At 62.7% G+C, this 26,535-nt stretch carries 26 protein-coding genes; 14 read left to right on the top strand and 12 right to left on the bottom strand.

Annotation, left to right across the window (positions count from 1 at the left end; genetic code table 11):
* Positions 1-106: 106 nt before the first annotated feature.
* Positions 107-967, bottom strand: a complete 861-nt coding sequence (locus KGA88_RS14375; RefSeq protein WP_223591954.1) for a LysR family transcriptional regulator — start codon at positions 965-967, stop codon at positions 107-109.
* A gap of 112 nt (positions 968-1,079) precedes the next feature.
* Here KGA88_RS14375 and KGA88_RS14370 point away from each other — a divergent pair, with 112 nt between their 5' ends.
* Positions 1,080-1,505: a VOC family protein gene (locus KGA88_RS14370; protein ID WP_223591952.1), complete on the top strand. Its 426-nt coding sequence runs from the start codon at positions 1,080-1,082 to the stop codon at positions 1,503-1,505.
* Between the two features lie 38 nt (positions 1,506-1,543).
* Here KGA88_RS14370 and KGA88_RS14365 read toward each other — a convergent pair whose 3' ends face one another.
* From KGA88_RS14365 to KGA88_RS14340, 6 genes are all read right to left on the bottom strand, one after another.
* The gene (locus KGA88_RS14365) at positions 1,544-2,125 is read right to left on the bottom strand and encodes a GGDEF domain-containing protein (RefSeq protein ID WP_110660245.1); all 582 of its coding nucleotides are present in this window, start codon (positions 2,123-2,125) and stop codon (positions 1,544-1,546) included.
* A gap of 74 nt (positions 2,126-2,199) precedes the next feature.
* Positions 2,200-2,781, bottom strand: coding sequence for a hypothetical protein (locus tag KGA88_RS14360; protein ID WP_223591950.1), 582 nt, complete (start codon positions 2,779-2,781; stop codon positions 2,200-2,202).
* A 1-nt stretch (position 2,782) separates the two neighbouring features.
* Complete coding sequence (locus tag KGA88_RS14355) at positions 2,783-4,951, bottom strand: xanthine dehydrogenase family protein molybdopterin-binding subunit (RefSeq protein WP_223591948.1); 2,169 nt, start codon at positions 4,949-4,951, stop codon at positions 2,783-2,785.
* A 7-nt stretch (positions 4,952-4,958) separates the two neighbouring features.
* Positions 4,959-5,414 (bottom strand): (2Fe-2S)-binding protein, encoded by a 456-nt coding sequence (locus KGA88_RS14350; RefSeq protein WP_057715045.1) that lies wholly within the window; start codon positions 5,412-5,414, stop codon positions 4,959-4,961.
* A 173-nt stretch (positions 5,415-5,587) separates the two neighbouring features.
* Entirely contained in the window at positions 5,588-6,742 is a 1,155-nt protein-coding gene (locus KGA88_RS14345) for an NnrS family protein (RefSeq protein ID WP_223591946.1), read from the bottom strand.
* Positions 6,742-6,990 carry a transmembrane sensor/regulator PpyR gene (locus KGA88_RS14340; RefSeq protein WP_110660249.1) on the bottom strand — a complete coding sequence of 83 codons (249 nt, stop codon included), beginning with the start codon at positions 6,988-6,990 and terminating at the stop codon, positions 6,742-6,744. Before KGA88_RS14340 ends, KGA88_RS14345 begins: the two co-directional genes overlap by 1 nt.
* A gap of 291 nt (positions 6,991-7,281) precedes the next feature.
* Between KGA88_RS14340 and KGA88_RS14335 the strand changes: the two genes are divergently transcribed.
* From KGA88_RS14335 to KGA88_RS14315, 5 genes are all read left to right on the top strand, one after another.
* Positions 7,282-7,806 carry a sigma-70 family RNA polymerase sigma factor gene (locus KGA88_RS14335; RefSeq protein ID WP_223591937.1) on the top strand — a complete coding sequence of 175 codons (525 nt, stop codon included), beginning with the start codon at positions 7,282-7,284 and terminating at the stop codon, positions 7,804-7,806.
* Entirely contained in the window at positions 7,803-8,786 is a 984-nt protein-coding gene (locus KGA88_RS14330) for a FecR domain-containing protein (protein ID WP_223591934.1), read from the top strand. Before KGA88_RS14335 ends, KGA88_RS14330 begins: the two co-directional genes overlap by 4 nt.
* Positions 8,787-8,885: 99 nt before the next feature.
* The gene (locus KGA88_RS14325) at positions 8,886-11,375 is read left to right on the top strand and encodes a TonB-dependent siderophore receptor (RefSeq protein WP_223591932.1); all 2,490 of its coding nucleotides are present in this window, start codon (positions 8,886-8,888) and stop codon (positions 11,373-11,375) included.
* A 103-nt stretch (positions 11,376-11,478) separates the two neighbouring features.
* Positions 11,479-11,982 carry a VOC family protein gene (locus KGA88_RS14320; protein ID WP_110662788.1) on the top strand — a complete coding sequence of 168 codons (504 nt, stop codon included), beginning with the start codon at positions 11,479-11,481 and terminating at the stop codon, positions 11,980-11,982.
* A 33-nt stretch (positions 11,983-12,015) separates the two neighbouring features.
* Positions 12,016-12,849 carry an AraC family transcriptional regulator gene (locus tag KGA88_RS14315; protein ID WP_223591930.1) on the top strand — a complete coding sequence of 278 codons (834 nt, stop codon included), beginning with the start codon at positions 12,016-12,018 and terminating at the stop codon, positions 12,847-12,849.
* 191 nt (positions 12,850-13,040) lie between these two features.
* On the opposite strand, the gene KGA88_RS14310 is transcribed toward KGA88_RS14315, so the two are convergent.
* Both KGA88_RS14310 and KGA88_RS14305 read right to left on the bottom strand, forming a co-directional pair.
* Positions 13,041-13,628 (bottom strand): LysE family translocator, encoded by a 588-nt coding sequence (locus KGA88_RS14310; protein WP_223591920.1) that lies wholly within the window; start codon positions 13,626-13,628, stop codon positions 13,041-13,043.
* An 86-nt stretch (positions 13,629-13,714) separates the two neighbouring features.
* A complete protein-coding gene (locus KGA88_RS14305; RefSeq protein ID WP_223591918.1) occupies positions 13,715-15,046 on the bottom strand; it encodes a PLP-dependent aminotransferase family protein in 1,332 nt (443 codons plus the stop codon).
* Positions 15,047-15,136: 90 nt separating this feature from the next.
* On the opposite strand from KGA88_RS14305, the gene KGA88_RS14300 reads away from it, so the two are divergent.
* The 5 genes from KGA88_RS14300 to KGA88_RS14280 all read left to right on the top strand — a co-directional run bounded on the left by KGA88_RS14300 (position 15,137) and on the right by KGA88_RS14280 (position 19,486).
* Positions 15,137-16,033: a DMT family transporter gene (locus KGA88_RS14300; protein ID WP_223591916.1), complete on the top strand. Its 897-nt coding sequence runs from the start codon at positions 15,137-15,139 to the stop codon at positions 16,031-16,033.
* A gap of 91 nt (positions 16,034-16,124) precedes the next feature.
* On the top strand, positions 16,125-16,745 hold the full coding sequence (locus tag KGA88_RS14295; RefSeq protein ID WP_110662316.1) for a LysE family translocator: 621 nt from the start codon (positions 16,125-16,127) through the stop codon (positions 16,743-16,745).
* Positions 16,746-16,934: 189 nt separating this feature from the next.
* Entirely contained in the window at positions 16,935-18,017 is a 1,083-nt protein-coding gene (locus tag KGA88_RS14290) for a bifunctional transcriptional activator/DNA repair enzyme AdaA (protein WP_223591914.1), read from the top strand.
* A 34-nt stretch (positions 18,018-18,051) separates the two neighbouring features.
* On the top strand, positions 18,052-18,864 hold the full coding sequence (locus tag KGA88_RS14285; protein ID WP_223591912.1) for an isocitrate lyase/phosphoenolpyruvate mutase family protein: 813 nt from the start codon (positions 18,052-18,054) through the stop codon (positions 18,862-18,864).
* A gap of 4 nt (positions 18,865-18,868) precedes the next feature.
* Positions 18,869-19,486: a DNA-3-methyladenine glycosylase family protein gene (locus tag KGA88_RS14280; protein WP_223591910.1), complete on the top strand. Its 618-nt coding sequence runs from the start codon at positions 18,869-18,871 to the stop codon at positions 19,484-19,486.
* A 132-nt stretch (positions 19,487-19,618) separates the two neighbouring features.
* Here the strand turns inward: KGA88_RS14280 and KGA88_RS14275 are convergent, their stop codons facing one another.
* The 3 genes from KGA88_RS14275 to KGA88_RS14265 form a co-directional block, all read right to left on the bottom strand.
* Entirely contained in the window at positions 19,619-20,716 is a 1,098-nt protein-coding gene (locus KGA88_RS14275) for an extracellular solute-binding protein (RefSeq protein ID WP_110660478.1), read from the bottom strand.
* A 2-nt stretch (positions 20,717-20,718) separates the two neighbouring features.
* Positions 20,719-21,828, bottom strand: a complete 1,110-nt coding sequence (gene aguA / locus KGA88_RS14270; RefSeq protein WP_223591908.1) for an agmatine deiminase — start codon at positions 21,826-21,828, stop codon at positions 20,719-20,721.
* Positions 21,829-21,928: 100 nt separating this feature from the next.
* On the bottom strand, positions 21,929-22,813 hold the full coding sequence (locus KGA88_RS14265) for a LysR substrate-binding domain-containing protein (protein ID WP_110660480.1): 885 nt from the start codon (positions 22,811-22,813) through the stop codon (positions 21,929-21,931).
* Between the two features lie 248 nt (positions 22,814-23,061).
* Here KGA88_RS14265 and KGA88_RS14260 point away from each other — a divergent pair, with 248 nt between their 5' ends.
* The 3 genes from KGA88_RS14260 to KGA88_RS14250 all read left to right on the top strand — a co-directional run bounded on the left by KGA88_RS14260 (position 23,062) and on the right by KGA88_RS14250 (position 26,352).
* Positions 23,062-23,460, top strand: coding sequence for a PaaI family thioesterase (locus KGA88_RS14260; protein ID WP_223591906.1), 399 nt, complete (start codon positions 23,062-23,064; stop codon positions 23,458-23,460).
* A gap of 51 nt (positions 23,461-23,511) precedes the next feature.
* Positions 23,512-24,000 (top strand): GFA family protein, encoded by a 489-nt coding sequence (locus KGA88_RS14255; protein WP_223591904.1) that lies wholly within the window; start codon positions 23,512-23,514, stop codon positions 23,998-24,000.
* A 108-nt stretch (positions 24,001-24,108) separates the two neighbouring features.
* Positions 24,109-26,352, top strand: coding sequence for a TonB-dependent siderophore receptor (locus KGA88_RS14250; RefSeq protein WP_223591902.1), 2,244 nt, complete (start codon positions 24,109-24,111; stop codon positions 26,350-26,352).
* Positions 26,353-26,535 lie beyond the last annotated feature (183 nt).

Genomic DNA, 26,535 nt, shown 5'->3' with positions numbered 1-26,535 from the left:
CCTGTAGGAGCGAGCCTGCTCGCGAAAAACTGGGGCACGCCCGCGTTCATCCAGACTGCCCGCGTTATCGTTGACGACCTTCGCGAGCAGGCTCGCTCCTACAGGGTCAGTGTTGTGCCAGGCATTGCGCAAACAACTGCTGAATTGGCTGATTTCGCTGGCTATAGCGCTGCAGCAAGACAATCTCCCGATAGAACGTCAACTCGCCCAAGGGGATGATTCGTACCTTGGCCCCGTGTTCAAGCCATAACCCGGCTTCGGGCAGCAATGACACCCCCAACCCACACTCGACCATCTTCACAATCGCCTCCAGCTCATCCAGCTCCAGCGCCGCCTGCACTTCAATCTTCTGTTCGCGCAGAAACCGCGTCACCAGCCGCCCACCGAACGAATTGCGGTCGTAACGCACGTGGGGATGTTCGGCGAGCAACTGCAGCACATCTTCGCCTTCGAGGTCCGCCGGCACGATCAACACGAACGGCTCCCGGCGAATCACCTGCGCAGACAACTCCTTGGGCAACTCGAACGGCGGCTTGATCAGGATCGCCAGGTCAACTTCTCCGGTGTCCACCTGGCTCAGCAGGTTCAGCGACACACCGGGCACCAGCTTGGGTTCCAGCAAGGGCGCCTGTTGGCGCAAGCGCAGCAGCGCCTGAGGCAGCAGCCCGGTCTGGGCGGTCGCCACCGCGCCGATTTTCAACTCGCCTCGGTACTCGCTGACATCGTCACTGACCGCCATGCGGCTGAAGGTTTCGAGCATTTCCCTGGCCATCGGCAACGCACGCTGCCCCGCCGCATTGAGCAGCGCCTGGCGGCCGGTGCGATCGAACAGACGGATGCCCAAGGCCTGTTCCAGATTGCGAATCTGCGCACTGACTGCCGATTGCGTCAGGCCGATGTGCATGCCGGCCGCGGCAAAGGTGCCGTGACGCGCCACGGCGACAAAGGTTTTCAGTTCTCGCAGCATGACGGCCTCGAATGATCGAAATAATTTGAGCTCGATGCAAAAATTATCGTCTTTCAATCAAAAAGCACAGGGCTAAACTTGACACATTCCACCCACCACCGAGGTTCGCCCGATGCAACTGTCCCCTTTTCACCTGGCCATTCCGGTCTACGACTTGCCGGCCGCCCGGCACTTTTACGCTGAGGTGTTTGGCCTGGAGGAAGGCCGTTCAAGCGATCACTGGGTGGATTTCAATTTTTTCGGTCATCAACTGGTGATTCACCTGGCACCGAAAAATCCTTCACAGGAAGCCGCGCACACCAATGCCGTGGATGGTCACGATGTGCCGGTGCCGCATTTTGGCGTGGTGCTCGGGATGGCGGAGTGGGAGGCATTGGCCGAGCGCCTGAAGTTACTGGGGACGCGCTTCGTGATCGAGCCGGGGATTCGTTTTCAGGGGCTGGTGGGTGAGCAGGCGACGATGTTTCTGTTTGATCCTTGCGGCAATGCGCTGGAGTTCAAGGCGTTCAAGGATATTGGGCAGTTGTTTGCCAAGTGAAAATATGGGGTGTCTGTTCGGGCCAATACACCACTGTTCTAACGGCTAGTCCCCCGCTCGGCTTCCTCCAGCAGTTCCTCGATCGAGTCATGAACAGTGGAGTCATATTCGACCTGGACAACACTGAACCGAATGTCATAACTGCGCTGCGCCGTGGCATTGCGCTCATCGAGTATCTCATTGAGCCGAGCCTTGATCGCCGCAATTTCCACGGTGCTGGACCCGGTCAGCAACACCGCGAACCGGTCGCCTTCGAGCCGGCCGACCACATCGTTTTCACGAAAGCCGATACGCAGGACATCGGCGAAGGTCTTGAGGGCATCGTCAGCTTTGGCCCGGCCGTACAGATAGCTGATGCGTTTGAATTCATCGAGGGTGAAGTACAGCAGCGTTGCCGGCGTCCCCAGCTCCCGGCATGCGTCCAGCCCGAGCCGGGCCAGCGCGGTGAAGCCATGGCGATTGGAAAGCAGCGTCAGCTCATCCATGCTTGCCATTTGCACGCCGGCCAGCTCTCGCTCGGCCTGGCGCGCCATCTCACGCAGCCGCTCCCGTTCTTGCTGTGGCGTGAGCAACGGGCTTGCGGAGCGGCCCGATTTGCCCGTTTTGCCTGAGATCAACATCGTTAACTCCCTTGGCAGGTATGCACTTTAGAGTCGCCCATACCCGCATTGACTCCCTGCAAGCGAGCCGTTGGTCAGCTACCCGTCACCGGGCACGGCCCTCCTGCATCGGCCCAGCGTTTGAACTGGGTGACGAAGATATCGTGGGGCACCGGCACCGGTGCGCGATTACCGCCCGGATTCCAGCCCCACAGCACCAGCTTGTCGTCGCTGACGTGTTTGATCAGCGCGGCAAAATCCCGATCGCCATTGCTGGAGCGATCCTTGATCAGCGCGCACAGCCGGTCGGCTGGCAGGCCGATCCAGGCCATCCGCTGCGCTGCCGGCGGCAGGCCCCAGTGCGGTGCGCCGGGTGGCGCATGCGGACCATAACTGGCCGGCGGATTGCTTTGCGCGTGGCAGGTTGCACAGGGCAACCCGGCCGAGCCCTTGCCGTCCATGCCACGCACGACATTCATGGCGTGGGGTACGCCGGCATCGAATTGCAGCGGCGAATCCCCGGGAATGTGGCAGTTCTGGCAACGCGGGCTCTGGAAGACTTTCTGCACGGTGTCGAACGCCTGCAAGGCCTCGCGGTCATCGGCGAATACGTGCGAGGCGTAGGCGACGAGACACACCAGAATCACCGTCCCGAGCAACCAATGATGTCGTTTCATCTCACACCCCCGACAGCTGCAAGGGCAGCTCCCGCAGGCGCTGCCCGGTCAGGGCAAACACCGCGTTGGCCACCGCCGGCGCCGTGGGCGGCACACCGGCTTCGCCGATGCCGCCGGGTTTGTCGCTGCTGGGCACGATATGCACTTCGACCACTGGCATCTCGTTGAGCCGCAGCACCTGGTAGTCGTGGTAGTTAGACTGCACCACTTGCCCGTTCTTGAGTGTCAGCTTGCTGTGCAAGGCAAAGCCCAGGCCAAAGGTGATACACGACTCCATCTGCGCGGCGATGCTCTGCGGGTTGACCGCAATGCCGCAGTCCACCGCACACACCACCCGGTGCACGCGGATGGAGAGGTTGTCCTGGGACACCTCGGCCACTTGCGCCACATAGCTGCCGAACGACTCATGCACCGCCACACCCAGGGCATGGCCATCGGGCAACGGCGCCTTCCAGTCGGCTTTCTCCACCGCGAGGTTCAGCACACCGAGGTGACGCGGATGGTCCTTGAGCAAGGCGCGCCGGTATTCCACCGGATCCTTGCCGGTCGCCGTGGCCATTTCATCGATCAGCGATTCCATGACAAACGCGGTGTGGCTGTGCCCCACCGAACGCAGCCACAACACGCTGATGCCGGTTTGCGGTGAGTGCAGTTCGATCTGGTGATTGGCCAGCCCACCCATGTAGGGGCTGTCGGCCACGCCTTCGACCGAGGTCTTGTCGATCCCGTCCTTGACCATGCTTGCTTCAAGCGAGGTCCCGGCCATGATCGACTGCCCGACCAGCACATGTTTCCACGCCAGCGGCAGGCCGTCGGCACCCAGCCCGATGCGCGCATGGTGCAGGAACGCCGAGCGGTAATAACCACCGCGGATGTCATCCTCCCGCGCCCACACGGTCTTCACCGGCGCACCGGCGGCCTTGGCGACATACACCGCTTCGCTGACGAAGTCCGAGGTCGGATTGGCCCGCCGCCCGAAGCCACCGCCGAGAAATTCGGTATGGATCTCGACTTGTTCGGGCTTGAGCCCGGTGATTTTCCCGGCGACCATCTGGTCCAGGGTCTGGAACTGGGTGCCGGTCCAGATTTCGCATTTGTCCTGGGTGATGCGCACCGTGCAGTTCAGCGGCTCCATCGGCGCATGGGCCAGGTAAGGCACGCTGTATTCGACGTCGATGGTCTTGGCCGCTTTCGCCAGCGCAGCCTGGGTATCCCCCGCCTGGCCCGCGTTCAGGCCGGGGGTTTTGGCGAGTTTGCGGAAACTTTCCAGCAGCGCCCGGCTATCGAGTCCGGCGTTCGGTCCCGGATTCCAATCGATTTTCAACGCATCGCGCCCCAGCTTCGCGGCCCAATAGTGATCGGCGATCACCGCGATGCCTGTCGGCACTTGCAGCACTTTGTGCACACCCGGAATCGCCAGCGCCTCGGCCCCTTCAAAGGATTTGACGCTGCCGCCGAATGTCGGTGAACGAGCGACCATCGCCGTCATCAGCCCGTCAAACTGCACGTCCATGCCGAATTTCGCCCGGCCGGTGATTTTCTCCGGGGTGTCCAGGCGTTTGGTGGGTTTGCCGATCAGCTTCCAGTCCTTTGCGTCCTTGAGTTTGATCGAGGCCGGGTCCGGCCGGGGCAGCTGCCCGGCGTCATCGGCCAACTCGCCGTAGGTGGCGCGGTGCTCACCGGCGATGACCACGCCCGACTCAGTGCGGATCTCGGACGGCGCGACGTTGAAACGCTTGGCCGCCGCGTCGATCAGCATCAAGCGCGCCGCCGCGCCGGCCTGGCGATAGCGATCGAACTCCATCCAGGTCGAGGTCGAGCCGCCGGTGATTTGCATCCCGCCAAAGCCAGGCAGGCCGTAATCGGCAGCCGAAGCCGGGGAGTGCTCGACGCGGATTTTCGTCCAGTCAGCGTCCAGTTCTTCGGCGATCAGCATGGTCAGGCCGGTCCAGATGCCCTGGCCCATTTCCGAATGCCCCAGCAGCACGGTGACGCTGTTGTCATTGCCAATGCGCAGGAAAGCGTTGGGGGCAAACACATTGCCCTGGTTCTCTGCACCCATGGCGAACCGGTGAGTACCAGGTATGGCAAACGCCACCACCAGCCCAGCGCCCAGCACGGCACTGCCCTTGAGAAAACCACGTCGCGATAACGCGTTGATCCTGTTCATGGCCACCTCAACCCAGCTCGGCGGCGCGCTTGACCGCCGCGCGGATCCGCGGGTAAGTGCCGCAACGGCAGATGTTGCCGGACAGTGCCTGATCGATGTCGCTGTCAGTCGGTTTCGGTATTTTCGCCAGCAACGCCGCTGCCGACATGATCTGCCCGGACTGGCAGTAACCGCACTGGACCACGTCAAGTTCCGCCCAGGCCTGTTGCACCGGATGGGAACCGTCCGCGGACAGCCCTTCGATGGTGAGGATCTTTTGCCCATGGGCCACGGCCGTGGCCGGTGTGATGCACGAGCGCAGTGGCGCGCCGTCGACGTGCACGGTGCAGGCCCCGCATTGGGCAATGCCACAACCGAATTTGGTGCCGGTGAGGTGGGCGACGTCGCGCAAGACCCAGAGCAGCGGCATGTCGGCGGGGACATCCAGCTCCTGATCCTGGCCATTGATGTTCAGGGTCAGCATGGCGCTTATTCCTCAGACTCACGGTGATCTGAAGGGGCGTCGCTGCAGCCTTGTAAAACCTGCGCGCGCCTCGGGTTATCCCTTCAGCTAAGCGCAAATTTCCCGGCAGGCCTTGGCGCATCGACCACCGGTCATGCAAAGGCCGCCTCGGTGGGCGGCCATGGAACCTTTCGCTAGAGCCTTGGCCCCAATAAAATCGCGCTATAGCGCCAGACAAAAAGCGCAAAAGCGCTACACCACAGCAGCGCCGACAGCGCCAATCCGAGAGCGGAAAAAGGCACCAGCCCTACCCGGCACGCACCCGCCAGCAACAACAGGGCAAACCCCGCAACGATCGCCCTGGACGGCTGCAACAAACGCCCGGTATGCCCCAGGCTGACCCGCGCAATCATCGCAAGAATCAACCCGCCGATACCGCCGACGGCCAGCGCATGGGTGGCCAGGCTTTGTTGCGGCATCCAGCCCAGGTGCCACAGCGCCATGGCCAGCGTCGCCACCGCGAGCCATGCATAAGCCAGGTACAGCGACCACAGCAGTGGCACGCGCCACAGGCCGCGATCATGCCAGCGCCACAGGCGCAGCAGGTGCATTCCACTGATCAGCGCAAACAACAGCGCCAGCCACGCACGCGGGACGTCGTTCAAGCCGCCGGCAAAGGACACCGCCGCCAGCATGGCGCTGATCAGCAACACCTTGCCCGGCAATGAAGGGGCCGCAGGCGTTGCCGGACGGTTCAGGCCGCGCTGGATAAAGAACGGGATCACCCGCCCGCCGATCACGCTCATCAGCGCGCCCACCAGCCACAAGGCGGCCAGCACACCATGGCGTTGCAGATTGGCGTCATCAGCGACAAACCCCAGCAAGGTTAGCGCCTGACACCCGGCGAGCAGCGACACCATCAACAGGATCGGATAATTCTCGCGCTTGCCTGCGGCCACCAGATCGCGCCCCAGCACCCACGCCAGCAGCGGCAGAAACGGAACCTGCAAGGCCAACAACAAGGGTGCCGGCAGCGGCAGGTACCAGGCCAGTCGCGCCAGCAGCCACACCAGCACCAGGCCGATCAGCGGCCAGCCCTTGAGCCCCGGCCGACCGATCCAGTTGGGCACGGCTGTCAGGAGGAACCCGGCAATGATGGCCGAGGCGAATCCGAAGGGCATTTCATGTCGATGCCAGGCGAGCATACCGCCCAGCGGTTGCGCACCGGGCAAACGGCCGTACAGCCACAAGGCCCAGACCGCCAGGGCGATGGCGGCGAAACCGGCACCGGCGAGAAAGAACGGGCGAAAGCCCAGGCTGAAGACCGGCGCAGCCGCCAGCCGGCGCATTAAGCCACCACCCGGATCGGGCCTCGGCTCAGCCGATACTGGGAAAGCAGGCGCATGACATAGCCGATTTTCAACAGGGTCGGGCCGAGAATGGTCATGGCGTGCATGGCCACCAGCACGACAATCGACAGATGACCGTCGTAAAGATAGGCACCGTAGATGCCGGCCAGCAGCATCGCCAGGCCAGCGCTGAGCACATGGTTCGACAAGTGAAGAACGTTCTGGGGGTTGTTGAAGAAGTTGAACATTTGGCGTACTCCTGAAGGCGTTCAGTTGTACGTTTCCTGTTTCATGTTCCGTGCCAGTTTATGCCCCTTTGTAAATCAATGACTTCAGGACATCGGAGTCAATTTGACACACAGGCAAAATGGTCGTTATGACACGCATATTAGTCATTACGACAACTTCATCAAATAAAACCGCCCCGAACAACCTAAAAGCAAACCAATATCATTTGCACGGACATAGGCCTTTTGCTTTAATCGCGATCCATTCTTATTTGCACGAGGGCGCGAACCGCCCATGGACATGCGCTCACGATGACGGTTGCCGACTCCTCCTGCGTCCAGAACCTCTACGCCAGCCACCACCACTGGCTGCACGAGTTGCTGCGCCGACGCTTGAACAATGCGTTCGATGCCGCCGACCTGGCCCATGACACCTTCATCCGGGTGCTCAAGCGTCCGCAGGTATTTGACGGGGAAACCCACGAACGCTCTTACCTGGCCACCATTGCCCGGGGCCTGTGCATTGACCACTGGCGTCGTCGCCAGCTGGAACAGGCGTGGCTCGAGACCCTGGCCGCGCAACCCCAGGCCGTTCAGCCCTCGCCAGAGCAGCGGGCGATCATCGTCGAAACCCTGTACGAAGTGGATGCCATGCTCCAGCGCTTGCCCGAACGGGTACGCGATGCGTTCATTCTGGCCCAGGTGCATGGGCTGCCCTACCGGGTAATTGGCGAAGAAATCGGCGTCAGCGAGCGCATGGTGAAAAAGTACCTGGCCCAGGCGTTGATGCACTGCGCAATGCTCGAAGCCGAACTCGACGGCCTGCTGATCCAATGACCCGCGCCACCCCCAACGCCATCAGCCACGCCAGCCTTGAACAGGCCGCCAACTGGTACGTGCAACTCAACGATCAACAGCCCAGCCAGCAGGAGCGCGAGCATTGGCAGGCCTGGCTGGCGCAAAGCGGCGAGCATCAGGCCGCCTGGCACTATGTCGAGCGCGTGAGCCAGCGCTTTGCTGTGCTACAGGACAATCAGCAACAAGCGGCCAGCCACGTCTTGCGCAACAGCGGCCGCGCCTCCCTGAACCGCCGCCAGACGGTCAAGAGCCTGTTGGTCCTGGTGTCGGGCGGATGGCTCGGCTGGAGCGCCTGGAAGGAAAACGCCCTGCCCCTGAGCCTGGTCCGATGGACCGCCGACCTCTCCACCGGCACCGGCGAAACCCGGGAAACCCGGCTCAGCGATGGCAGCCAGGTCTGGCTCAACGCCCTCAGTGCGTTGAATGTGCGTTTCGACACCGCACAACGGTTATTGCTGTTGCAGGCCGGAGAAGTGTTGATCGACACCGCCAAGGACACGAGCCGCCCGCTGCTGGTGCAAACCGTCGAGGGGCGGATGCGTGCGCTGGGCACGCGTTTCAGCGTGCGTCAGGAAGACCGGCGGACATTGCTGAACGTCTACGAAGGCGCAGTCGAAGTCAGGACCGCGCAGGGTCAGGTTCAGGTGGCCGAGGCTGCACAGCAGCTGTCGTTTAGCCAAGACCACATACCGCCACCGAGCGTCGCCTCGGCTAGTCGCGAAGCCTGGCGCCGTGGCCTGTTGCTGGCGGACAACCTGCCACTGGGCCAGTTGCTCGAAGAACTCAGCCGTTACCGTCCCGGGCATCTGGGGTGTGATCCGGCCGTCGCCGGGCTGCCGGTCATGGGGTCGTTCCCGCTCAAGGACACCGATCAGGCCTTGCGGCTGCTGGAAGCGGCGTTGCCGGTGCGGGTGCACAAACCGCTGGAGTGGTGGGTCGACGTCGGCCCAAAAGCCTGATGAAGGTTTTTTCTGGCGCGTCGGTTCCCTTTTGCCTTTTTCACTCGGTTAACCCTTCAAGCACTACGAATGCCGATTGATCCGACTCCCTGGAACCCCATGCCGCGCGCCACCGTTACTCGCAACCGCTTTGCCTTGCACCCGCTGGTGCTGGTGCTGGCGATTGTCTTGCCAGGCCTGGAAGTGTCACGGACTCAAGCCGCCGCCCTCGCTGACAACGAACGGTCCAGCAGCCAGACGCGCCACTACACAATCGCTGCCGGTTCGCTGGTGAACGTCCTCAACAGTTTTGCCGAACAGGCCGGGATTTTTCTCGCCGGACACAATGACCTCGCTGCCGGCAAACGCAGCCCTGGCCTCAACGGTGCCTACAGCCAGGAGCAAGCCTTGCAACGCCTGCTGCAAGGCAGCGGCCTGCAAGCGCAACGCCAGGGGGACGGCGGCTACGTGTTGCACGCCGTTCCTGTCGAACAAGGCGCACTGGAACTGGGGGCGACCAGCATTTCCGCACAGGCACCCGGGGCGATCAGCGAGGACTCCCACGCCTACACCATCGGCTCGACGTCTTCAGCCACCGGCCTGCCGCTATCCCTGCGCGAAACGCCGCAATCGGTCACGGTCATCACCCGCCAGCTCATGGACGACCAGGGTGCCACCAGCCTCGTCGACGCCCTGCGCCGCGCTCCCGGTATCAGCGTGCAAAACTACGACAGCGAACGCTGGGAGTTTTCCAGTCGCGGCTTGCCGATCACCAACTTCCAGTACGACGGCGTCAATACCGACTACGACGGTGTCTACGACTACGGCACCACCAGCACCGACATGGCAGCCTATGACCGCGTTGAAATCATCAAAGGCGCGACCGGCCTGATGACCGGGGCGGGTGATCCGTCGGCGACGGTCAATCTGATTCGCAAACGCCCGACCCCGGCATTCAAGGCCTCGATCAGCGGCACCGTCGGCTCCTGGGACAACTATCGCAGTGAGGGCGATATTTCCGGACCGCTGAGCGCCAGCGCAAATGTCCGCGGGCGGCTTGTGGCTGTCTATCAGGACCGCAGCGCCTACATGGATCACTACCGCAACAGCAAGGACATCGCCTACGGCATAGTCGAAGCCGACTTGACCCCGGACACCCTCGTCAGCGTTGGCATCGACCAGCAGAACACCCGCTCTCGAGGCGCCAGCTGGACCGGTTTCCCGATGTACTACAGCGACGGCTCGCGCACCGACTTCTCGCGCTCCTTCAACCCGGCCACCGACTGGAGCCGTCGCGATTTCACCAACCAGACGCTGTTCGCCTCCGTGCAACAGCAACTGGCCAACGACTGGGCGCTCAAGCTCAGTTACGACCGCAAGCACCGCCAGCACGATACCTTCCTCGCCTCCGCCAGTGGCGGCAATCCGGACCCGGTCAGCGGTAACGGCATGTTCATGTACATGGGCAAGTTCAAGGGCGATCAGGTTCAGGACAACATCGACGTCAACCTCAGCGGTCCGTTCACGCTGGCCGGTCGCGAACACGAATTGATCGCAGGTTTCATGTCGATGAACACGCGCCAGGACATCCCGGTGTACGGCTCGGTGTACCCGCCGGTGGACGGCAGCATCTTCGACTGGCGCGGCGAGTTTGCCAAACCCGAGATCCCCCGGGTCGGCACCGACGACATCGTCCAGCGCCAGACCGGCGCCTACCTGGCCGCCCGGCTCAAACCCATCGATGACCTGACGCTGATCCTCGGCGCGCGCGTCAGCGATTTCAGCGGCCGCGACGACCTGGATTACAGCGACCCGCAGACCACCGACCTGCGCGACAGCTATCGCCAGAGCGGTGTGGTCACGCCGTATGCCGGACTTGTCTACGACCTCGACGACACTTACTCGGTGTACGCCAGCTACACCAGCATCTATCAGCCGCAAATGAGCAAGGACGCCAACCGGCAGTTGCTCGACCCGGTACAGGGCAACAGTCATGAAGCGGGCATCAAGGCCGAATACTTCGGCGGGCGCCTGAACGCCCGGTTCGCCCTGTACCGCATCGAACAGGACAACATCGCCGAGTATGTCAGTGGCGTCGATACCGAGTCGGTGTACCGGGCCGTCCAGGGCGCCAGCACCAAAGGCTTCGAGATCGAACTGGCCGGCGAATTGCGCGACGGCTGGAACCTGTCGGCCGGCTACACCTACAACCATACCCGCGATGCCGAGGGTGATTACGTCTACAGTTCGGTGCTGCAAACCACTGCACCGGAACAGGTGGTGCGGGTGTTCAGCACTTACCGCCTGTCTGGGGCGTGGGACAGGCTTACCGTCGGCGCAGGCGTGAGCTGGCAAAGTGAATTCTTCGGCAACGTATTGCGCCCCGACCCCGCCGACAGCGTGAACTTCGGCCAGCCCTCGACGATCACCCAGCCGGGCTACGCCCTGGTGGACGCGATGGCGCGCTATCGCTTCAACGAGCACCTGAGCACGACGTTGAACGTGAAGAACCTGTTCGACAAAACCTACTACACCGGGCTTGGCAACTTTGGCACCGGGTTTTACGGCGAACCGCGCACCGTGCAACTGACCACCCGGTGGGACTTCTGATCGCGGGTTGCAACGGCTTTTGGGCGATCTACGGTACTGCCGAACGAACACAGGCTGGCTACGCTGTAATCCTGCATGCATAACCTGCCGAGGAGTGCCCGCCATGCAACGCGTACAAAAACTCACACCCTGCCTGTGGTTCGACGATCAGGCCGAAGAGGCGGCGAAATTCTACTGCTCGATCTTCGATCATTCGAAAATCACCGCCATCACCCATTACGGCCACGCCGGTTTCGAGTTCCATGGTCGGCCGGAAGGCTCGGTCATGACCGTCAGCTTCGAGCTCGACGGGCAGAGTTTCACCGGGCTCAATGGCGGGCCGATGTTCAAATTCAGTGAGGCGGTGTCGTTCCAGGTCAATTGCCTGAGCCAGGAAGAAGTCGACCATTACTGGGGCAACCTGTCGGCCGGTGGCGCGCCCGAGGCCCAGCAATGCGGCTGGCTCAGGGACAAGTTCGGGCTGTCGTGGCAGATCGTCCCCGTCGCCATGATGGACATGATCAAGGACCCCGACACGAAAAAATCGCAACGGGCCATGCAGGCGATGATGCAGATGAAAAAACTCGATATCGCCGCACTGCAACGAGCCTTTGACGGCGAGAGCTAATACACTCCGGTGCTGAACTGCCAAGGAGTGAGCATGAAGCACGCTGTTGCCAAGAACGCCGACCAGGCCCCGCGCTTCTGGCGCGATGACGCCCTGCCCTTCATCGAAGCCCGCGCCATCGCCGACGGGCGCGAAGTCTGCTACACCCGGCACGCCCACGAGCACTTTTCCATCGGTGCGATCACCGCCGGGCGCAGCACCTATCTGCATGAGCAGTCGGCGTTCGAGGTCAGCGTCGGCACCGTCGTGCTGATGAACCCCGGCGACGTCCACGCCTGCAACCCGATCGAAGACCAACCCTGGTCGTACCTGATGCTGTACGTCGATACGCCATGGTTGACCGATTTACAGCATCAACTCGGGTTCAGCGATGACGCGGCGTTTCGCCGGTTCTCGGCGACCCATACGCGGGACGCCAGCCTGTTTGCCGGCCTGGCGGGCTTGTGTGAGCTGTTGGTCGATCCGCAGCAGGATGTGCTGCGCAAACACAGCGTGGCCGTGGAGTTTTTCACTGATCTGCAGCAGCGCTTGAACCCGATCGAGCCACCGCTGCGCGAACCGAATTTCAAGCTCGAGCGTGCCGCCGATTACATCCGCGACCACTGCACGCAAACCCTCAAGCTCGAAGACATCTGCGAGGCGGCGCAATTGTCACCGTCCTACCTGATCCGCGCCTTCAAACAGCATTACGGCATGACGCCCCACGCATTTCTGGTGAACCGGCGAATCCAGTTCGCCCAGGATCAATTGCGCAGCGGCAAGCTGATTGCGGACGTGGCACTGGAAGCGGGGTTCGCCGATCAGGCGCATTTTCAACGGGCATTCAAACAGCATTTGGCGGCGACGCCGGGGCAGTATCGGGGCTGAGGCATAGGCTGAATCTGTGGTTTGGTTGAGTCTGTGGCGAGGGGGCTTGCCCCCGTTGGGCTGCGAAGCGGCCCCCGGCGTTCTTTCAGGCATACTTTGCATTCAGGTTTTACGACGGCTGCGCCGCCGAACGGGGGCAAGCCCCCTCGCCACAACAAGCTCTCTCACCACAAAATCTGTGGTGACCGCCGTTACGGCAACAACAGATACACCGCACTCACTACCAGCAGCAACGCCATCAGCCGATTGAACAATCGCATCCCGGCCGGGTTGCCCAAAAAACCACGCAAAAACGTCCCGGCATACGCCCAGCACCCCACCGACACATAGCAGATCACCAGATAAATCGCCGCGAATTGCCAGACCAGGCGCGCCTCACCATCGGCGACAAACGCGCCCATGCCGGCCACGCAGGCCAGCCAGGCTTTCGGGTTGAGCCACTGCATGATCGCGCCATACAGCATCGACGGGGCTTGCGCGGAATCATTGGCTTGCACCTGCCCATTGTCAGCCGCCAGCTTGAACGCCATGTACAACAGGAAGGCGACACCCGCCCATTGCACCACCTGTGTCAGTGCCGGCCAGCGCTGCAGCAGCTCATGCAGGCCCAATCCCATCAGCACCAGCAGCAAGACAAACCCCAGCGTGGCCCCGGCCACGTGACGCTGGCTGGCCCGGAAGCCAAAGCGCGCGCCAGAACTCAACGCCACGATATTCACCGGCCCCGGCGTGATGGACGCGACCAGCGCAAACGCCGCCATGGATATCATCAGACTCATTGCACACCATCTTCCATCGAGTTGAACAAGGCCCTCAAGGTAATGAGCCAACCGGTTCGCGTATTGAACAAAACGCCCCTGTCTCGCTATGAGTAGTAATCCACGACGCTTTTCACTTTGGTCAAGGCCAGGCGCAGCGAGTCCATGTCCACCGAGCCCAACGCCAGGCGTATCGCGTGAGGCACATGGGCCGAAATCGCAAAGGGCTCGGCCGGCGACACCGAGACCTGCTCGCGCATCAACGCCATGGCGATCTGGTCGGCCCGGGCGTCTTCCGCCAACGGCAACCAGATGAAGTAGGAATTAGGGTGACTTATGGTCCTGAGCCCTGCCAGCACCTCGCGCGCCAGGGCCTGCCTGGCCTGGGCGTCCGCCCGTTTTTGCGATTCCAGCTGGCTGACGGTGCCATCGTCGAGCCAGGCAGTGGCGATGGCGGTCATCACGCCGGGGGTGTTCCAGGTGGTCGCCATGATGGTGCGCTCGAAGGCGGCGATCCATAACGCGGGCGCGGCGATGAAGCCAACGCGCAGCCCGGTGGCGACGTTTTTCGACAGGCCCGAGACGTACACCGTTCTCTCCGGCGCCATCTCGGCCAATGGCGGCGGTACGTTTTCGGCGAGGAACGCGTAGGCGGCGTCCTCGATGATCGTCAGGTCGTGGCGGCGCGCTATCGCCACCAGCTGCTCGCGCTGATCGGTGTCCATCACCCAGCCCAAGGGATTGTGCAAGGTCGGCATCGAGTACACGGCCCGCACGGATCGGCTGCGGCAGAGTTTTTCCAGGGCCGGCAGATCAGGCCCGGTGTCCGTGACCGGAATGGGCAGGACTTCCAGATGCAGGGTCTCGGCCAGCGTCTTGAAACCGGGATAGGTCAGCGCATCGGCGGCGATCACATCGCCGGGCTTGAGCAGCGTCATCATCGCTACCGCCAGGCCATGCTGGGCACCGCTGACGATCAACACCTGTTCGGCCGGCACGTTGAGCCCGCGCTGAACCAGATGGCGCGCGACCGCAGCCCGCTCATGCTGGCGCCCAGCGTGGGGCTGGTAACGCAGGAGCGATTCCAGGTCACCGGACAACGCCAACTGACGCAAGGCATTGCGCAACAGATCGGCCTGGCCGGGCAATGACGGGTAGTTGAAATTCAGGTCAAGCATCCCCGCCGCCACCACGTGCTGCGAGATGCCCTGCCCCGGCGGCAGCGAGGTTTCCCGGACAAAGGTCCCGCGCCCGGTTTCGCCGCTGACCAGGCCCATGCCTTCCAGCTCGGCATACACCCGGCTGGCGGTGACCAGTGCCAGACCATGTTCAGTGGCCAGTTGCCGGTGAGTCGGCAGGCGCGTGCCGGGCGGCAGACACCCGGAACGGATGTCGGCGGCAAAGGCATCCACCAGCGTTTTATAGCGCGATCGTGGCATGTCGAGATGTATCCATGACAATTTTTTTGATTGTATCGATAGTCGCTCATACGATGAGTTTCGTGCAATCAGACAATGAGCGTGAGCCAAATGGAGCGGACTTCGAACCTGCAACACCGGACGCTGGAAAACAGCACCAGCGGCTGGATCAACGGCCTGATCGGCGTAGTGATTTTCAGCGGCTCACTGCCAGCGACACGGGTGGCGGTGCTGGAGTTTGATCCGGTGTTCCTGACGGTTGCGCGCGCGACCATCGCTGCCGTCCTGGCGCTGTGCCTGCTGTGGCTGTTCAAGGAAAAACGCCCGGCGCGCCAGCACCTGATACCGCTGTCCATCGTCGCCCTCGGCGTAGTCATCGGTTTCCCTCTGCTGACGGCACTGGCACTGCAATACGTGACGTCCGCGCACTCCATCGTCTTCGTCGGCCTGTTGCCCCTGGCGACGGCGGTGTTCGGCGTGCTGCGCGGCGGCGAGCGGCCACGGGCGGCGTTCTGGATTTTCTCGGTGCTGGGCAGCCTGCTGGTGGTCGGGTTTGCCCTGTCCCAAGGGCTGACCGCCTCCCCGCAGGGCGACATCCTGATGCTGCTGGCCATCCTCGCCTGCGGCCTGGGTTATGCCGAAGGCGCGAAGCTGTCGCGCACCCTCGGTGGCTGGCAAGTGATTAGCTGGGCACTGGTATTGTCGCTACCGGTGGTAGCGGTGCTCAGCTGGATGCGCATGCCGGTTTCGTTCAGCGGCATCAGCATGCCGGCCTGGTTCAGCCTGGCTTACGTCTCGCTGTTCAGCATGCTGATTGGCTTCGTGTTCTGGTACCGCGGGCTGGCCCAAGGAGGCATCGCCGCCGTTGGGCAATTGCAGCTGCTGCAGCCGTTCTTCGGGCTGACCCTGGCTGCCACCCTGCTGCATGAACACGTCAGCATCGGCATGCTGGGGGTCACCGTCGCCGTGATCCTCTGCGTCGCCGGGGCGAAAAAATTCGCCAAGTAATCCCTGGTACGGTGGTTTAGGCCCATGACTGTATGGGTCTGGCCACCCGCGAGCTGTGATAAAAATAGCGCTCTTGCTTCAGGAGCCCACCATGGACCTCGCCACCCTCTCCCTGTTTCTGCCGGCCTGCTTTGCCCTCAACATGGCACCCGGCCCCAACAACCTGCTGTCGGTCAGCAATTCGACCCGCTATGGCTACCGCACCGCGTGCGTGGCCGGCATCGGCCGGTTGCTGGCGTTCGCCGGGATGATTGCCCTGGCCTCGGCGGGGCTGGCGGTGGTGTTGCAGACCTCCGAGCTGCTGTTCTACGCCATCAAGATCCTCGGCGCGGCGTACCTGTTCTACCTCGCCTGGCAATTGTGGCGCGCCGATCCTGGCGTCGAAAACGTGGTCAGCACCGCGCCCGTTGGCACGCTGGCACTGGCCCGACAGGAGTTCCTGGTGGCGGCCGGCAACCCCAAGGCGATCCTGATCTTCACCGCGTTCCTGCCGCAATTCGTCGACTCGACCCACGCCATTGCGCCGCAGTTCGTGGTGCTTGGCGCGCTTTTCCTGGTGCTGGAATGGATTGCCATCGGCGCTTACGCTTACATGGGCCTGCACATGCGTCGCTGGTTCGCCAGGCCGTCGGGCAAGCGGATATTCAACCGCTGCTGCGCCGGGTTGCTGTCGGCGGCGGCTTCGGTACTTCTGATGGCCAGACGCGCCTGAAGGATTGGCTTTTAACGCATGTGGGAGCGGGCTTACTCGCGAAAGCGGAGTGTCAGGCACCTCAATGTTGAATGACACGACGCCTTCGCGAGCAAGCCCGCTCCCACAGAATAAGCCCTCTTTTTCGCTCGGGAATTCACTGTCGATTTTCCGGTGGAGACCACCCATGACGCGATCTATGCTGCGCCCATGAACCTACAAAAAACGCTGCTCCCGCCCCGCACCGAGATGGTTCGCGCCATGCTCGAACGAGACACCTCCTACGAGGGCGTGTTCTTTACGGCGGTCAAGACCACAGGCATCTTCTGCCGCCCCGGTTGCACCGCCCGCAGCCCGAAGCCTGCGAACGTCGAGTTCTTTGCCAACGCCCAAGAGTGCCTGGCGGCGGGCTACCGCGCCTGCCTGCGCTGCAAACCGCTGGACAATGCCGCCAGCGCGCCGGACTGGGTGCAGTCATTGTTCAAGTCGGTAGATGCCGACCCGGAGCAGCGCTGGACCGACGCCCACTTACTGGCCGCAGGCATCGAACCGCTGAAACTGCGGCGTTGGTTCAAGCAGCACTTCGGCATGACCTTCCATGCGTGGCTGCGCGCCCGACGCTTGGGCATGGCATTGGGCGGGATCAAACAGGGCGACTCCATCGACGGCGTTGCGTTCGATTCCGGCTACGAGTCCCTGAGCGGTTTCCGCGATGCCTTTCAGAAGTCGTTTCACATCACCCCGGGCCGCGCCGCCAACAGCGAGCCACTGCTGTTCACCCGCCTGACCACGCCGCTAGGGCCGATGATCGCCATGGCCGAACGCCGTGGGCTGGTGCTGCTCGAGTTTCTCGACCAGGCATCGCTGAGCCCGGAAGTTGAAGCACTGCAAAGCCGTTTCGGTTATGCCGTGGCACCGGGGCACAACCTGCATTTGCAGCAGATCGAAGCGCAATTGTCCGCCTATTTCGCCGGCACGCTCACCGAGTTCAGCGTGGCCTTGCACATGCCCGGCAGCGAGTTCTCGCGCCGGGTCTGGGCCGAACTGGCGAAGATCCCCTACGGCCGGACCACCACCTACGGCGCCATCGCGGCGATCCTGGGCAAGCCCGGCGCCAGCCGAGCAGTAGGCCTGGCCAACGGGCATAACCGCTTATCGATTGTCGTGCCCTGCCACCGGGTGATCGGCGCCGACGGCTCGTTGACCGGCTACGCTGGAGGCCAGCCGCGCAAGGCGTTTCTGCTCAGGCTGGAGAACGCGGCGGTGCAGTACACGGAGCAACTTGCGTTCTGACCCCTCATGTCTTTTGCAAAAGGAAGGAAGCTCGATGGACAGGCTCGACGATCAACTGCACCAACTGCATCACGATGGCTTGCTGATCCTCACCAATGTCGCCGACGCCGCCGGGGCGCGGCTGGTGGAGCAACTGGGCAACAAGGCCGTGGCTACCAGCAGCGCGGCCGTGGCCTGGGTGCATGGCTACCCGGATGGCAACGCCCTGCCCCTTGAGCGACTGGTCTCGACGGTCGAGTCGATTGCCCGGGTCATTTCGGTGCCGCTGACCATCGACATCGAGGCGGGTTATTCCGATGACCTGGATCAGGTGGCCCAGGTGGTTGACGCGGTGATCGCCGCCGGTGCTGTCGGGATCAACATCGAAGACGGCTCCTCGCCGCCGGAGTTGCTGGTACGCAAGATTGAAACCGCGCGCCAGGTGGCCGATCGCCGTCAGGTGAACCTGTTCATCAATGCACGCACCGATGTCTACCTGCGCGGCCTGGTGCCTGCCGAAGACCGCGTCGCCGAAACCCTCAGGCGCGCCGCACTGTATCAGGCGGCCGGGGCCAACGGCCTGTTCGCGGCCGGCGTTACCGCCGAGTACGAGATCAAGGCGCTGTGCCACGGCACCTCGCTGCCGCTCAATGTGCTCGGCTTCCCGGGCCTGCCGTCGCCCACAGAGCTCGAGGCACTCGGCGTTCGCCGCCTGAGCGCCGGTTCAGGCATCGCCGAATTCCTCTACGGCGCCATGGCCGGCATCGCCAAAAGCTTTCTGCAAACCGGCAAGTTCGACAGCCAGGACCTGAAGGCGTTGACCTATGGCGAAGTGAACGCCCTGTTGAAACCGTCCGGGAAAGCCTAAGCCCATGTCCGACGGCTATCTGGCCGCCAGCCGGTTCCTGGCCGCCATCGATGAAGACTGGCGCCGCCACATCGACGCCATCTGCCCGTGCCTGCACCAACCGCATCCGGCACGTGATCCCTATGAGTCGCTGGTGCGGGCGATTGCCTATCAGCAACTGCACGCCAGGGCCGGCGATGCGATTGTCGGCCGACTGCTGGCGCTGTTCGGTTCAGGTGCATTTCCCCGGCCTGAACAGATCGTCGCGACCGATTTCGAGCAGATGCGCAGTTGCGGGTTTTCCGCGAGCAAGATCGCGACCATCCAGGGCATCGCCCAGGCATCCCTGGACGGCGTGGTGCCGGATTACGCCACGGCGCTGGCCATGGAAGACGAGGCGTTGATCGAGCGTCTGATCACGTTGCGCGGTGTCGGGCGCTGGACCGTGGAGATGCTGCTGATCTACAGCCTGGAGCGGCCGGACATCCTGCCGGCCGATGACTTTGGCGTGCGTGAGGGTTATCGACGGCTCAAGGGGCTGGACGTGCAGCCGACGCGCAAGCAAATGATCGAGATCGGGTTGGGGTGGAGCCCTTACCGGACGGTGGCGGCCTGGTATTTGTGGCGGGTGCCAAACAAATAGACCGCGTTATCGTTCTTCGCGAGCAAGCCCGCTCCCACATTCGACCGCATTCCCATGTCAGAACTCGGTTAAATGTGGGAGCGGGCTTGCTCGCGAAGACGTCAGCCCAGTCAACACATCACCCGAAACAGATCACAACCCCGACTTCAACCGACTGAACGCCCGAATCAACGCCCGGTTGAACGCCTTGCCATTGTCATTCTTGCTGTACAGCGAAGCCTTGACCGCGGCCGGCGGATACGTCCCCGGATCGTTGCGAATCGCCGAGTCGACCAAGGCGTCCGCCGCCGTGATCGCATTGGCGTAATGGATGGTGTCGGTGATCGGCGCGATCACTTCCGGGGTCATCAGGTAGTCCATCAATGCCAGGCCGGCCTGCGGGTGCGGCGCATCCTTGGGAATGACCATGGCGTCGAACCAGATCAACGTGCCCTCCTTCGGAATCCGGTACTTGAGCGAATACGGTTTGCCCGCCGCCTCGGCCTGGCCGGCCGCGATGCCCACGTTGCCGTTCCACGACATCGCCACGCAGGTGTTGCCGTTGGCCAGGTCGCTGATGTTCAGGTCGTTGTCGAAGTAGCGAATGTACGGCCGAATTTTCGCCAGTTGCTGCTCAGCCAGTTTCAGGTCGTCGAGGTTCTGCCGGTTGATGTCCAGCCCCATGTATTTCATGACCGCCGCAAACACTTCATTGGGATCGTTGAGCAGGCTGACCCCGCAATCGGCGAATTTCGCGACCACGGCCGGGTCGAACAGCATGGCCCAACTGTCGGTCGGTGCGTCGGGCAGGCGCTGCTTGACGGCCTCCTCCTGAAAGCCCACGCCCGTGGTCCCCCAGGCGTAGATCCCGGCATAACGATTGCCCGGATCGAACACCGCCATGTGCTGGCGGAACTCCTCGCCGACACCAGCAAAGTGCGGTAGCTGCTGTTTGTCCACCGTCTGCACCGCGCCACTCTCGATGGCGCGCGACAGGTGCTGCCCCGCCGTCAACACCAGGTCGTAGCCACTGCGACCGGTGAGCAGCTTGGTCTCGACGGTTTCCAGTGAGTCGAAATGATCGGCCACCACATGGATGCCGGTTTTCGCTTCAAAATTCTTCAAGGTGTCCGGGGCCAGGTACTCGCCCCAGATGTACAGGTTGACCACCGGCTTGGCGGTATCGGCGGCCTGCACACACAGGGGTGCAAGCACCAGCAGTATTGCTTGAGTCAGTTTGTGCAGGCCCATTTTCACACTCCTTTGCCCGCGTACTGCGGCATGGTGATGCACGCGACGTTGCCGCCGCCGAGGAGGATTTCCCGGGAGTTTTCGATACCGACGATGCTGTGTTTCGGGAACAGCTCGGCCAGGGTCGCCAGCGCCACCTTGTCGTTGCGATCACCGAACAGCGGCACCACGATCGAACTGTTGCCGGCGTAGTAGTTGATGTACGACGCACAGATCTTCGTCCCGGCCTGGCGGGTATGGGTGCTGTCCTGCTGATCCAGGCCTTCGGCCTCTTCGGCGGTCCACTCCAGCACATCCGGTTGCGGCAGCTTGTGCACGATCAACTCGCGGCCACGACTGTCGCGGGTGCTGCGCAGGATGTCGTAGGCCTCCTGATAGATTTCCCACTGCGGGTCGTCGCGGTTGTCGGTCCATTGCAACACCACTTCGCCGGGACGCACGAAGCACGCGAGGTCGTCGACATGGCCATCGGTTTCGTCGAACTTGCAGCCCCGTGGCAGCCAGATCACCTGCTCGGCGCCGAGGTAATCGGTGAGGCGACGGGTCACTTCGTCCTTGCCCAGATGCTGGTTGCGGTTGCGGTTGAGCAGACATTGTTCGGTGGTCAGGATGCTGCCCTGGCCGTCGCTCTGGATGCCGCCCAGTTCGGCGATCAGCGGCGCGCGATAACGGTCGAAGCGTTCGATTTCGAGGATCTTGCTGGCGATCTGGTCGTCCTTGTCCCACGGGTAGTACAGGCCACCGTCGAGGCCGCCATAGGCGTTGAATTCGAAGTCGACGCCGCGCACTTCGCCGCTCTGGTCGTTGACCACAAAACACGGGCCGCTGTCGCGGAACCAGGTGTCGTTGCAGGTCATTTCCACCACGCGCACTTGCGGCGGCAACTGCTGGCGTGCGGTGGCGAACTGGGCCGCCGAGGCGCAGACGGTGACCGGCTCGCTCATGGAAATGGCGGTGACGATCTGCACCCAGACTTTCTGCGCAGGCTTGGCACCATTGCGCCAGACGTCGGTGCGCTCTGGCCAGCCGAGCCAGCAACCGGACTTGGCTTCGAATTCGCCGGGCAGACGGAAACCGTCCTGTTTGGGGGTGGTGTCGAGCAAACGGGCCATGGTCAAACCTCTTCAACGGGGATTGGAATGACCACAGGCTAAGGGCGTTGGCGACTGGCCCGCCAACGATGATTATTGCGGAATACTTGAGTTCAACTCATCAATCGAGCAATTGATCGTTGAACCATTCCAGCATCTGCGCCACCGCCGGCCGCTCCAGCCGCACCCGCTCGCACACCAGCGCGTATTGGCCGAGCGCGGTCATGCTCGAGGTAAACGGACGGACCAGGCGACCACTGAGCAAGTCTTCCTGGGCTGTCAGGTTGTCACCCATGGCCACGCCCTGCCCCTGGGCGGCGGCCTCCAGTGCCAGCCCGGCGTGGGCGAAATACAGCTGCCGGTCGGGGCGTTGGTCGCCGGCATGGCTGGTGAGCCACGCGGTCCAGGTCTTGCCGTCCTGGTCGTCGTGCAGCAGGCAATGGCGAACCAGGTCCTTCGGGGTTTTCAGCGTGCCCTGGTTGAACAGGCCGGGGCTGCACACCGGGAAGAACTGCAACGCCGGCAGAGGCCGGACGAAATACGCCGTGCTGTCCACCGGGCCAGTGCCGTAGGTGATCGCCAGGTCGATGTCTTCCCCCGGCGCCGTGGCCTCGATCGGTTGTTCGTACAGGTGCAAGGTGATGTGCGGATAGCGCGCATAGAAATCCGTGAGCCGGCTCATCAGCCACTTTTGCGCCAGCTCGGCGGTGACCGCCAGGCGCAATACGGCGAGGGATGAAGGGTCGCGCAGTTCATCGCAGGCATCGCCAATCAGCTCGAACGCCTGCTGCAAGCTCTGCATCAGGCGCCCGGCCGCCAGGGTCGGGCGAATCTGCCGGCCTTCGCGCACGAACAGCGACACACCGAGCTGCTCTTCGAGTTGGCGAATCTGGTGGCTGACCGCACTGTCAGTGACACACAGCTCGGCCGCCGCCCGGCCGAAATGGGCATGGCGGGCGGCGCATTCGAAGGTGCGCAGGGCTGCCAGGGAAGGTAATCGTCGCATTGGGTTTTGATCCCGGTTTTTTAGAGGGCCATGCTGACTTGGCCGTTGGTGGGCGTCCAGTGGGACCGCGTAATCGTTCTTCGCGAGCAAGCCCGCTCCCACATTTGGAACGCAATCCCCTGTGGGAGCGGGCTTGCGAAGAGGCCGGCGCATTCACCACCCCTCCAACGGCCTATCACGCGGGCTGATCAACGATGACACGCCCCAAAACCCGGCGCATGTTGATGCCTCAACCGGAGGGATACGCCATGCTCGACACACTCAAACAGATCAACTCGACCTCGGCCTTCAACCGCTGGGCCGGCTTCGAAGTGACCCGCGCCGAAAGCGGCGAAGCCGAACTCACCCTGGCTTTTCGCGAAGCCGACATGGCGCAATACGCCGGCTTCCTGCATGCCGGCCTGATTGGCGCGATGCTCGATACCGCCTGCGGTTTTGCCGCCGGGACGGTCGCCGGCAACGTGCTGGCCTCGCACTTCTCGGTCAATTGCCTTGCGCCTGCGGTGGGTGAAGTGTTCATCGCCCGGGGTCGCGTGGTGAAGGCCGGCAGGAAGCAGGTATTCGCCCGCGCCGAGTTGTTCGCGCAAAGCGGCGATCAGTTGAAACTGGTGGCGACCGGCGACGCGATTCTGGTGCCTGTCCAATAGCCGCGACGGTCTAGGCTGTCCTGGGTACGTCCAAGACAGCCGGAGGCTCTCATGCAACTCGAAGGTTCCTGTCATTGCGGCGCGGTGTCGTTCAGCCTGACCAGCGCCCACCCCTACCCTTACCAGCGTTGCTACTGCTCGATCTGTCGCAAGACCCAAGGTGGCGGCGGCTATGCGATCAACCTCGGGGGCGATGCCGCCAGCCTCAAGGTTCGCGGGCGCAAGCACATCGCGATCTACCATGCGCGGCTCAAGGAGGAAGGCGACAAGCGCGCCCACAGCAGCACCGCCGAGCGGCATTTCTGCTCGGTATGTGGCTCGGGCCTGTGGCTGTTCAGCCCCGAATGGCCTGAGTTGGTTCACCCCTTCGCCTCGGCCATCGACACGCCGCTGCCGGTGCCGCCGGAGCACACGCACCTGATGCTCGGCTCGAAAGCGCCGTGGGTGGAGGTCCAGGCGCAGCCCGGGGATCAGCAGTTCGAACGGTACCCCGAAGAATCCATCGCCCAGTGGCATGAACGTCTCGGCCTGGCTCGCTGAGAATAATTATCAATTTTTTTCACACGGCAGTTCCCCTTTGCGTTTTTCGTTCGGTTAACCCCTCAGAAGCACTTCAACTACCGATCGATTCGATGCAAAGGGATCCCCATGTCGCACCAGCTTGTCGCCCGTTTCCGTTTTGCCTTGTGCCCTCTGGCGCTGGCCCTGCCCGCCGCCCTGCTGAGCCTCGTTGCCCACGCTGCTGAAACCGATGCCGAAAAGAAGCCGGCCAGGGACGACGGCGTACTGCAACTGGGCGCCACGACCATTTCCGGCCAGGCGCTGGACGCCACCACCGAAGGCACCCACTCGTACACCACCGGTTCCACGTCTTCGGCCACCGGCCTGCCCCTGTCGATCCGCGAAACGCCGCAATCGGTGACGGTCATCACCCGCCAGCAGATGGACGACCGTGGTGTGCAGAGCGTCGGCGATGCTCTGCGCAACACCCCCGGCATTTCGACGCAGAAGTACGACAGTGACCGTACCGAATTTTCCGCCCGTGGCTTTGCCATCACCAACTTCCAGTACGACGGCATCAACATTCCGTATGACGGTGTCTACGGTGAAAACCCTGCCAACGGCGACGACGCGTCCAGCCTGGACCGCATCGAGATCGTCAAGGGCGCGACCGGCTTGATGACCGGTGCGGGCGACCCGTCCGCCACCGTCAACCTGATCCGCAAGAAGCCGACCAAGGAATTCAAGGCGTCGATCAGTGGGACCGTCGGTTCGTGGGACGCCTATCGCAGCGTCGGCGACATTTCCGGCTCGCTGAACGATTCCGGCAGCGTGCGTGGCCGCTTCGTCGGCGCCTATTCCGACAAGAACTCCTACCAGGACCATTACAGCCAGAAGAAAGACCTGTTCTACGGCATTCTCGAAGCCGACCTGACACCCGACACCCTGCTGACCTTTGGCGTCGACAAGTCAAGCGCCACCCCGCGCGGTTCGTCCTGGACCGGCAACCCGGTGTACTTCTCCGATGGCGGGCGTACCGACTTCCCGCGTCACTTCAACCCGGGCGCCGACTGGAGTCGTCGCGACTTCGACGACATCACCTACTTCGCCTCCCTGGAGCAGGCCCTGGCCAACGACTGGAAGTTCAAGGCCACCTTCGACCAGAAAACCACCGATCACGACACTCGACTGGCCTCGGCCAGCGGCGGCAACCCGGACCGCGCCACCGGCGAAGGCATGTTCCTGTACTGGGGGCGCTGGGAAGGTCATCGCGTGCAAAACACCGCTGACGTCAACGTCTCCGGCCCCTTTACCCTGGGTGGCCGCGAACATGAGCTGACGGCGGGCTTCATGGCTTCCCACTCGCGCCAGACCGGCGCGACCTTCGACACCAGCGCTTTTGCCACGGTCCCGGGGAGCATCTACGACTGGAACGGCGATCTGCCAGAACAGAACTTCCCGAAAAACGGCAAATACGAACGCACCCAGAGCCAGAACGGCCTGTACCTGGCCACGCGCCTGCACGCGACCGACGACCTGTCGATCATCCTCGGCAGCCGCTTGAGCACCTACAAGTACAATGAAGACTATTCGTACTATCCGGGTGCCGGCCTGGATGACACCCATGCCAGCTACAAGGAACATGGCGTGGTCACGCCTTATGCCGGCGTGGTTTATGACCTGGACGACACCTATTCGGCCTACGCCAGCTACACCAGCATCTACCAGCCGCAAACCTACAAGGACATCAACGGTTCGACCCTGGCTCCGGTCGAAGGCGACAGCTACGAAGCCGGCCTGAAAGCCGCTTACTTCGACGGCCGACTGAACGCCAGCCTGGCCTTCTTCCGCATCGAACAAGACGGTGTCGCCGAATCGATCGGCACCAACCCGGTGACCAACGAAGGCATCTACAAAGCCATCGACGGCGCAACCACCAAAGGCGTGGAACTGGAACTGGCCGGTGAAGTGACCGATGGCTGGAACGTGTCGGCCGGCTACACCTACGCCCGCACCCGTGACGCCGATGAACAGCGCATCTTTGGCTTCCCGCTGTCGACCAGCAAACCGGAACACGTCGTGCGCACGTTCACCACCTACCGCCTGCCCGGCGCACTGGATCAGGTGACCATCGGTGGCGGCATCAGCTGGCAGAGTGCGTTCTACGGCAAGATCTACAGCCCGACCGTGGGCGACTACACCCGCATCAAGCAAGGCGGCTACACCCTCGTCGACCTGATGAGCCGCTACCAGTTCAACGAGAACCTGAGCTTCACCGTCAATGCCAACAACGTCTTCGACAAACGCTACCTGACGGGACTGGGCAACTTCGACACCACCTACTACGGCGAACCACGCAACGTGATGCTGACCACAACGTGGGATTTCTGAAGCGGAACGCCTGACACGAAAAACCGGCCAACTGACCTAATGCTGTTCAGTTAAGGAAATTGTAGGAGCGAGCTTGCTCGCGATGGACTCAAGAGCGCCGCGTTTAGCCAGTAAATACGCGTTATCGTTAACGACCATCGCGAGCAAGCTCGCTCCTACAGAGGACCACATTCGCTTAAGTGA

It is taken from the genome of Pseudomonas sp. A-R-19, from assembly GCF_019956575.1.
Classification (GTDB): Bacteria; Pseudomonadota; Gammaproteobacteria; order Pseudomonadales; family Pseudomonadaceae; genus Aquipseudomonas.
This window is presented reverse-complemented; position numbering and strand designations above follow the sequence as displayed.

Excerpts from the sequence above, each read along its gene's own strand:
- KGA88_RS14345 (WP_223591946.1), bottom strand. The coding sequence starts at position 6,742 with ATGCGCCGGCTGGCGGCTGCGCCGGTCTTCAGCCTGGGCTTTCGCCCG.
- aguA (WP_223591908.1), bottom strand. The coding sequence starts at position 21,828 with ATGGCCCGTTTGCTCGACACCACCCCCAAACAGGACGGTTTCCGTCTG.
- KGA88_RS14315 (WP_223591930.1), top strand. The coding sequence starts at position 12,016 with ATGAAGCACGCTGTTGCCAAGAACGCCGACCAGGCCCCGCGCTTCTGG.
- KGA88_RS14355 (WP_223591948.1), bottom strand. The coding sequence starts at position 4,951 with ATGAACAGGATCAACGCGTTATCGCGACGTGGTTTTCTCAAGGGCAGT.
- KGA88_RS14295 (WP_110662316.1), top strand. The coding sequence starts at position 16,125 with ATGGACCTCGCCACCCTCTCCCTGTTTCTGCCGGCCTGCTTTGCCCTC.
- KGA88_RS14300 (WP_223591916.1), top strand. The coding sequence starts at position 15,137 with ATGGAGCGGACTTCGAACCTGCAACACCGGACGCTGGAAAACAGCACC.
- KGA88_RS14305 (WP_223591918.1), bottom strand. The coding sequence starts at position 15,046 with ATGCCACGATCGCGCTATAAAACGCTGGTGGATGCCTTTGCCGCCGAC.
- KGA88_RS14350 (WP_057715045.1), bottom strand. The coding sequence starts at position 5,414 with ATGCTGACCCTGAACATCAATGGCCAGGATCAGGAGCTGGATGTCCCC.
- KGA88_RS14370 (WP_223591952.1), top strand. The coding sequence starts at position 1,080 with ATGCAACTGTCCCCTTTTCACCTGGCCATTCCGGTCTACGACTTGCCG.
- KGA88_RS14285 (WP_223591912.1), top strand. The coding sequence starts at position 18,052 with ATGGACAGGCTCGACGATCAACTGCACCAACTGCATCACGATGGCTTG.
- KGA88_RS14255 (WP_223591904.1), top strand. The coding sequence starts at position 23,512 with ATGCAACTCGAAGGTTCCTGTCATTGCGGCGCGGTGTCGTTCAGCCTG.
- KGA88_RS14250 (WP_223591902.1), top strand. The coding sequence starts at position 24,109 with ATGTCGCACCAGCTTGTCGCCCGTTTCCGTTTTGCCTTGTGCCCTCTG.
- KGA88_RS14275 (WP_110660478.1), bottom strand. The coding sequence starts at position 20,716 with ATGGGCCTGCACAAACTGACTCAAGCAATACTGCTGGTGCTTGCACCC.
- KGA88_RS14310 (WP_223591920.1), bottom strand. The coding sequence starts at position 13,628 with ATGAGTCTGATGATATCCATGGCGGCGTTTGCGCTGGTCGCGTCCATC.
- KGA88_RS14330 (WP_223591934.1), top strand. The coding sequence starts at position 7,803 with ATGACCCGCGCCACCCCCAACGCCATCAGCCACGCCAGCCTTGAACAG.
- KGA88_RS14340 (WP_110660249.1), bottom strand. The coding sequence starts at position 6,990 with ATGTTCAACTTCTTCAACAACCCCCAGAACGTTCTTCACTTGTCGAAC.
- KGA88_RS14335 (WP_223591937.1), top strand. The coding sequence starts at position 7,282 with ATGACGGTTGCCGACTCCTCCTGCGTCCAGAACCTCTACGCCAGCCAC.
- KGA88_RS14320 (WP_110662788.1), top strand. The coding sequence starts at position 11,479 with ATGCAACGCGTACAAAAACTCACACCCTGCCTGTGGTTCGACGATCAG.
- KGA88_RS14265 (WP_110660480.1), bottom strand. The coding sequence starts at position 22,813 with ATGCGACGATTACCTTCCCTGGCAGCCCTGCGCACCTTCGAATGCGCC.
- KGA88_RS14325 (WP_223591932.1), top strand. The coding sequence starts at position 8,886 with ATGCCGCGCGCCACCGTTACTCGCAACCGCTTTGCCTTGCACCCGCTG.
- KGA88_RS14360 (WP_223591950.1), bottom strand. The coding sequence starts at position 2,781 with ATGAAACGACATCATTGGTTGCTCGGGACGGTGATTCTGGTGTGTCTC.
- KGA88_RS14260 (WP_223591906.1), top strand. The coding sequence starts at position 23,062 with ATGCTCGACACACTCAAACAGATCAACTCGACCTCGGCCTTCAACCGC.
- KGA88_RS14375 (WP_223591954.1), bottom strand. The coding sequence starts at position 967 with ATGCTGCGAGAACTGAAAACCTTTGTCGCCGTGGCGCGTCACGGCACC.
- KGA88_RS14365 (WP_110660245.1), bottom strand. The coding sequence starts at position 2,125 with ATGTTGATCTCAGGCAAAACGGGCAAATCGGGCCGCTCCGCAAGCCCG.
- KGA88_RS14280 (WP_223591910.1), top strand. The coding sequence starts at position 18,869 with ATGTCCGACGGCTATCTGGCCGCCAGCCGGTTCCTGGCCGCCATCGAT.
- KGA88_RS14290 (WP_223591914.1), top strand. The coding sequence starts at position 16,935 with ATGAACCTACAAAAAACGCTGCTCCCGCCCCGCACCGAGATGGTTCGC.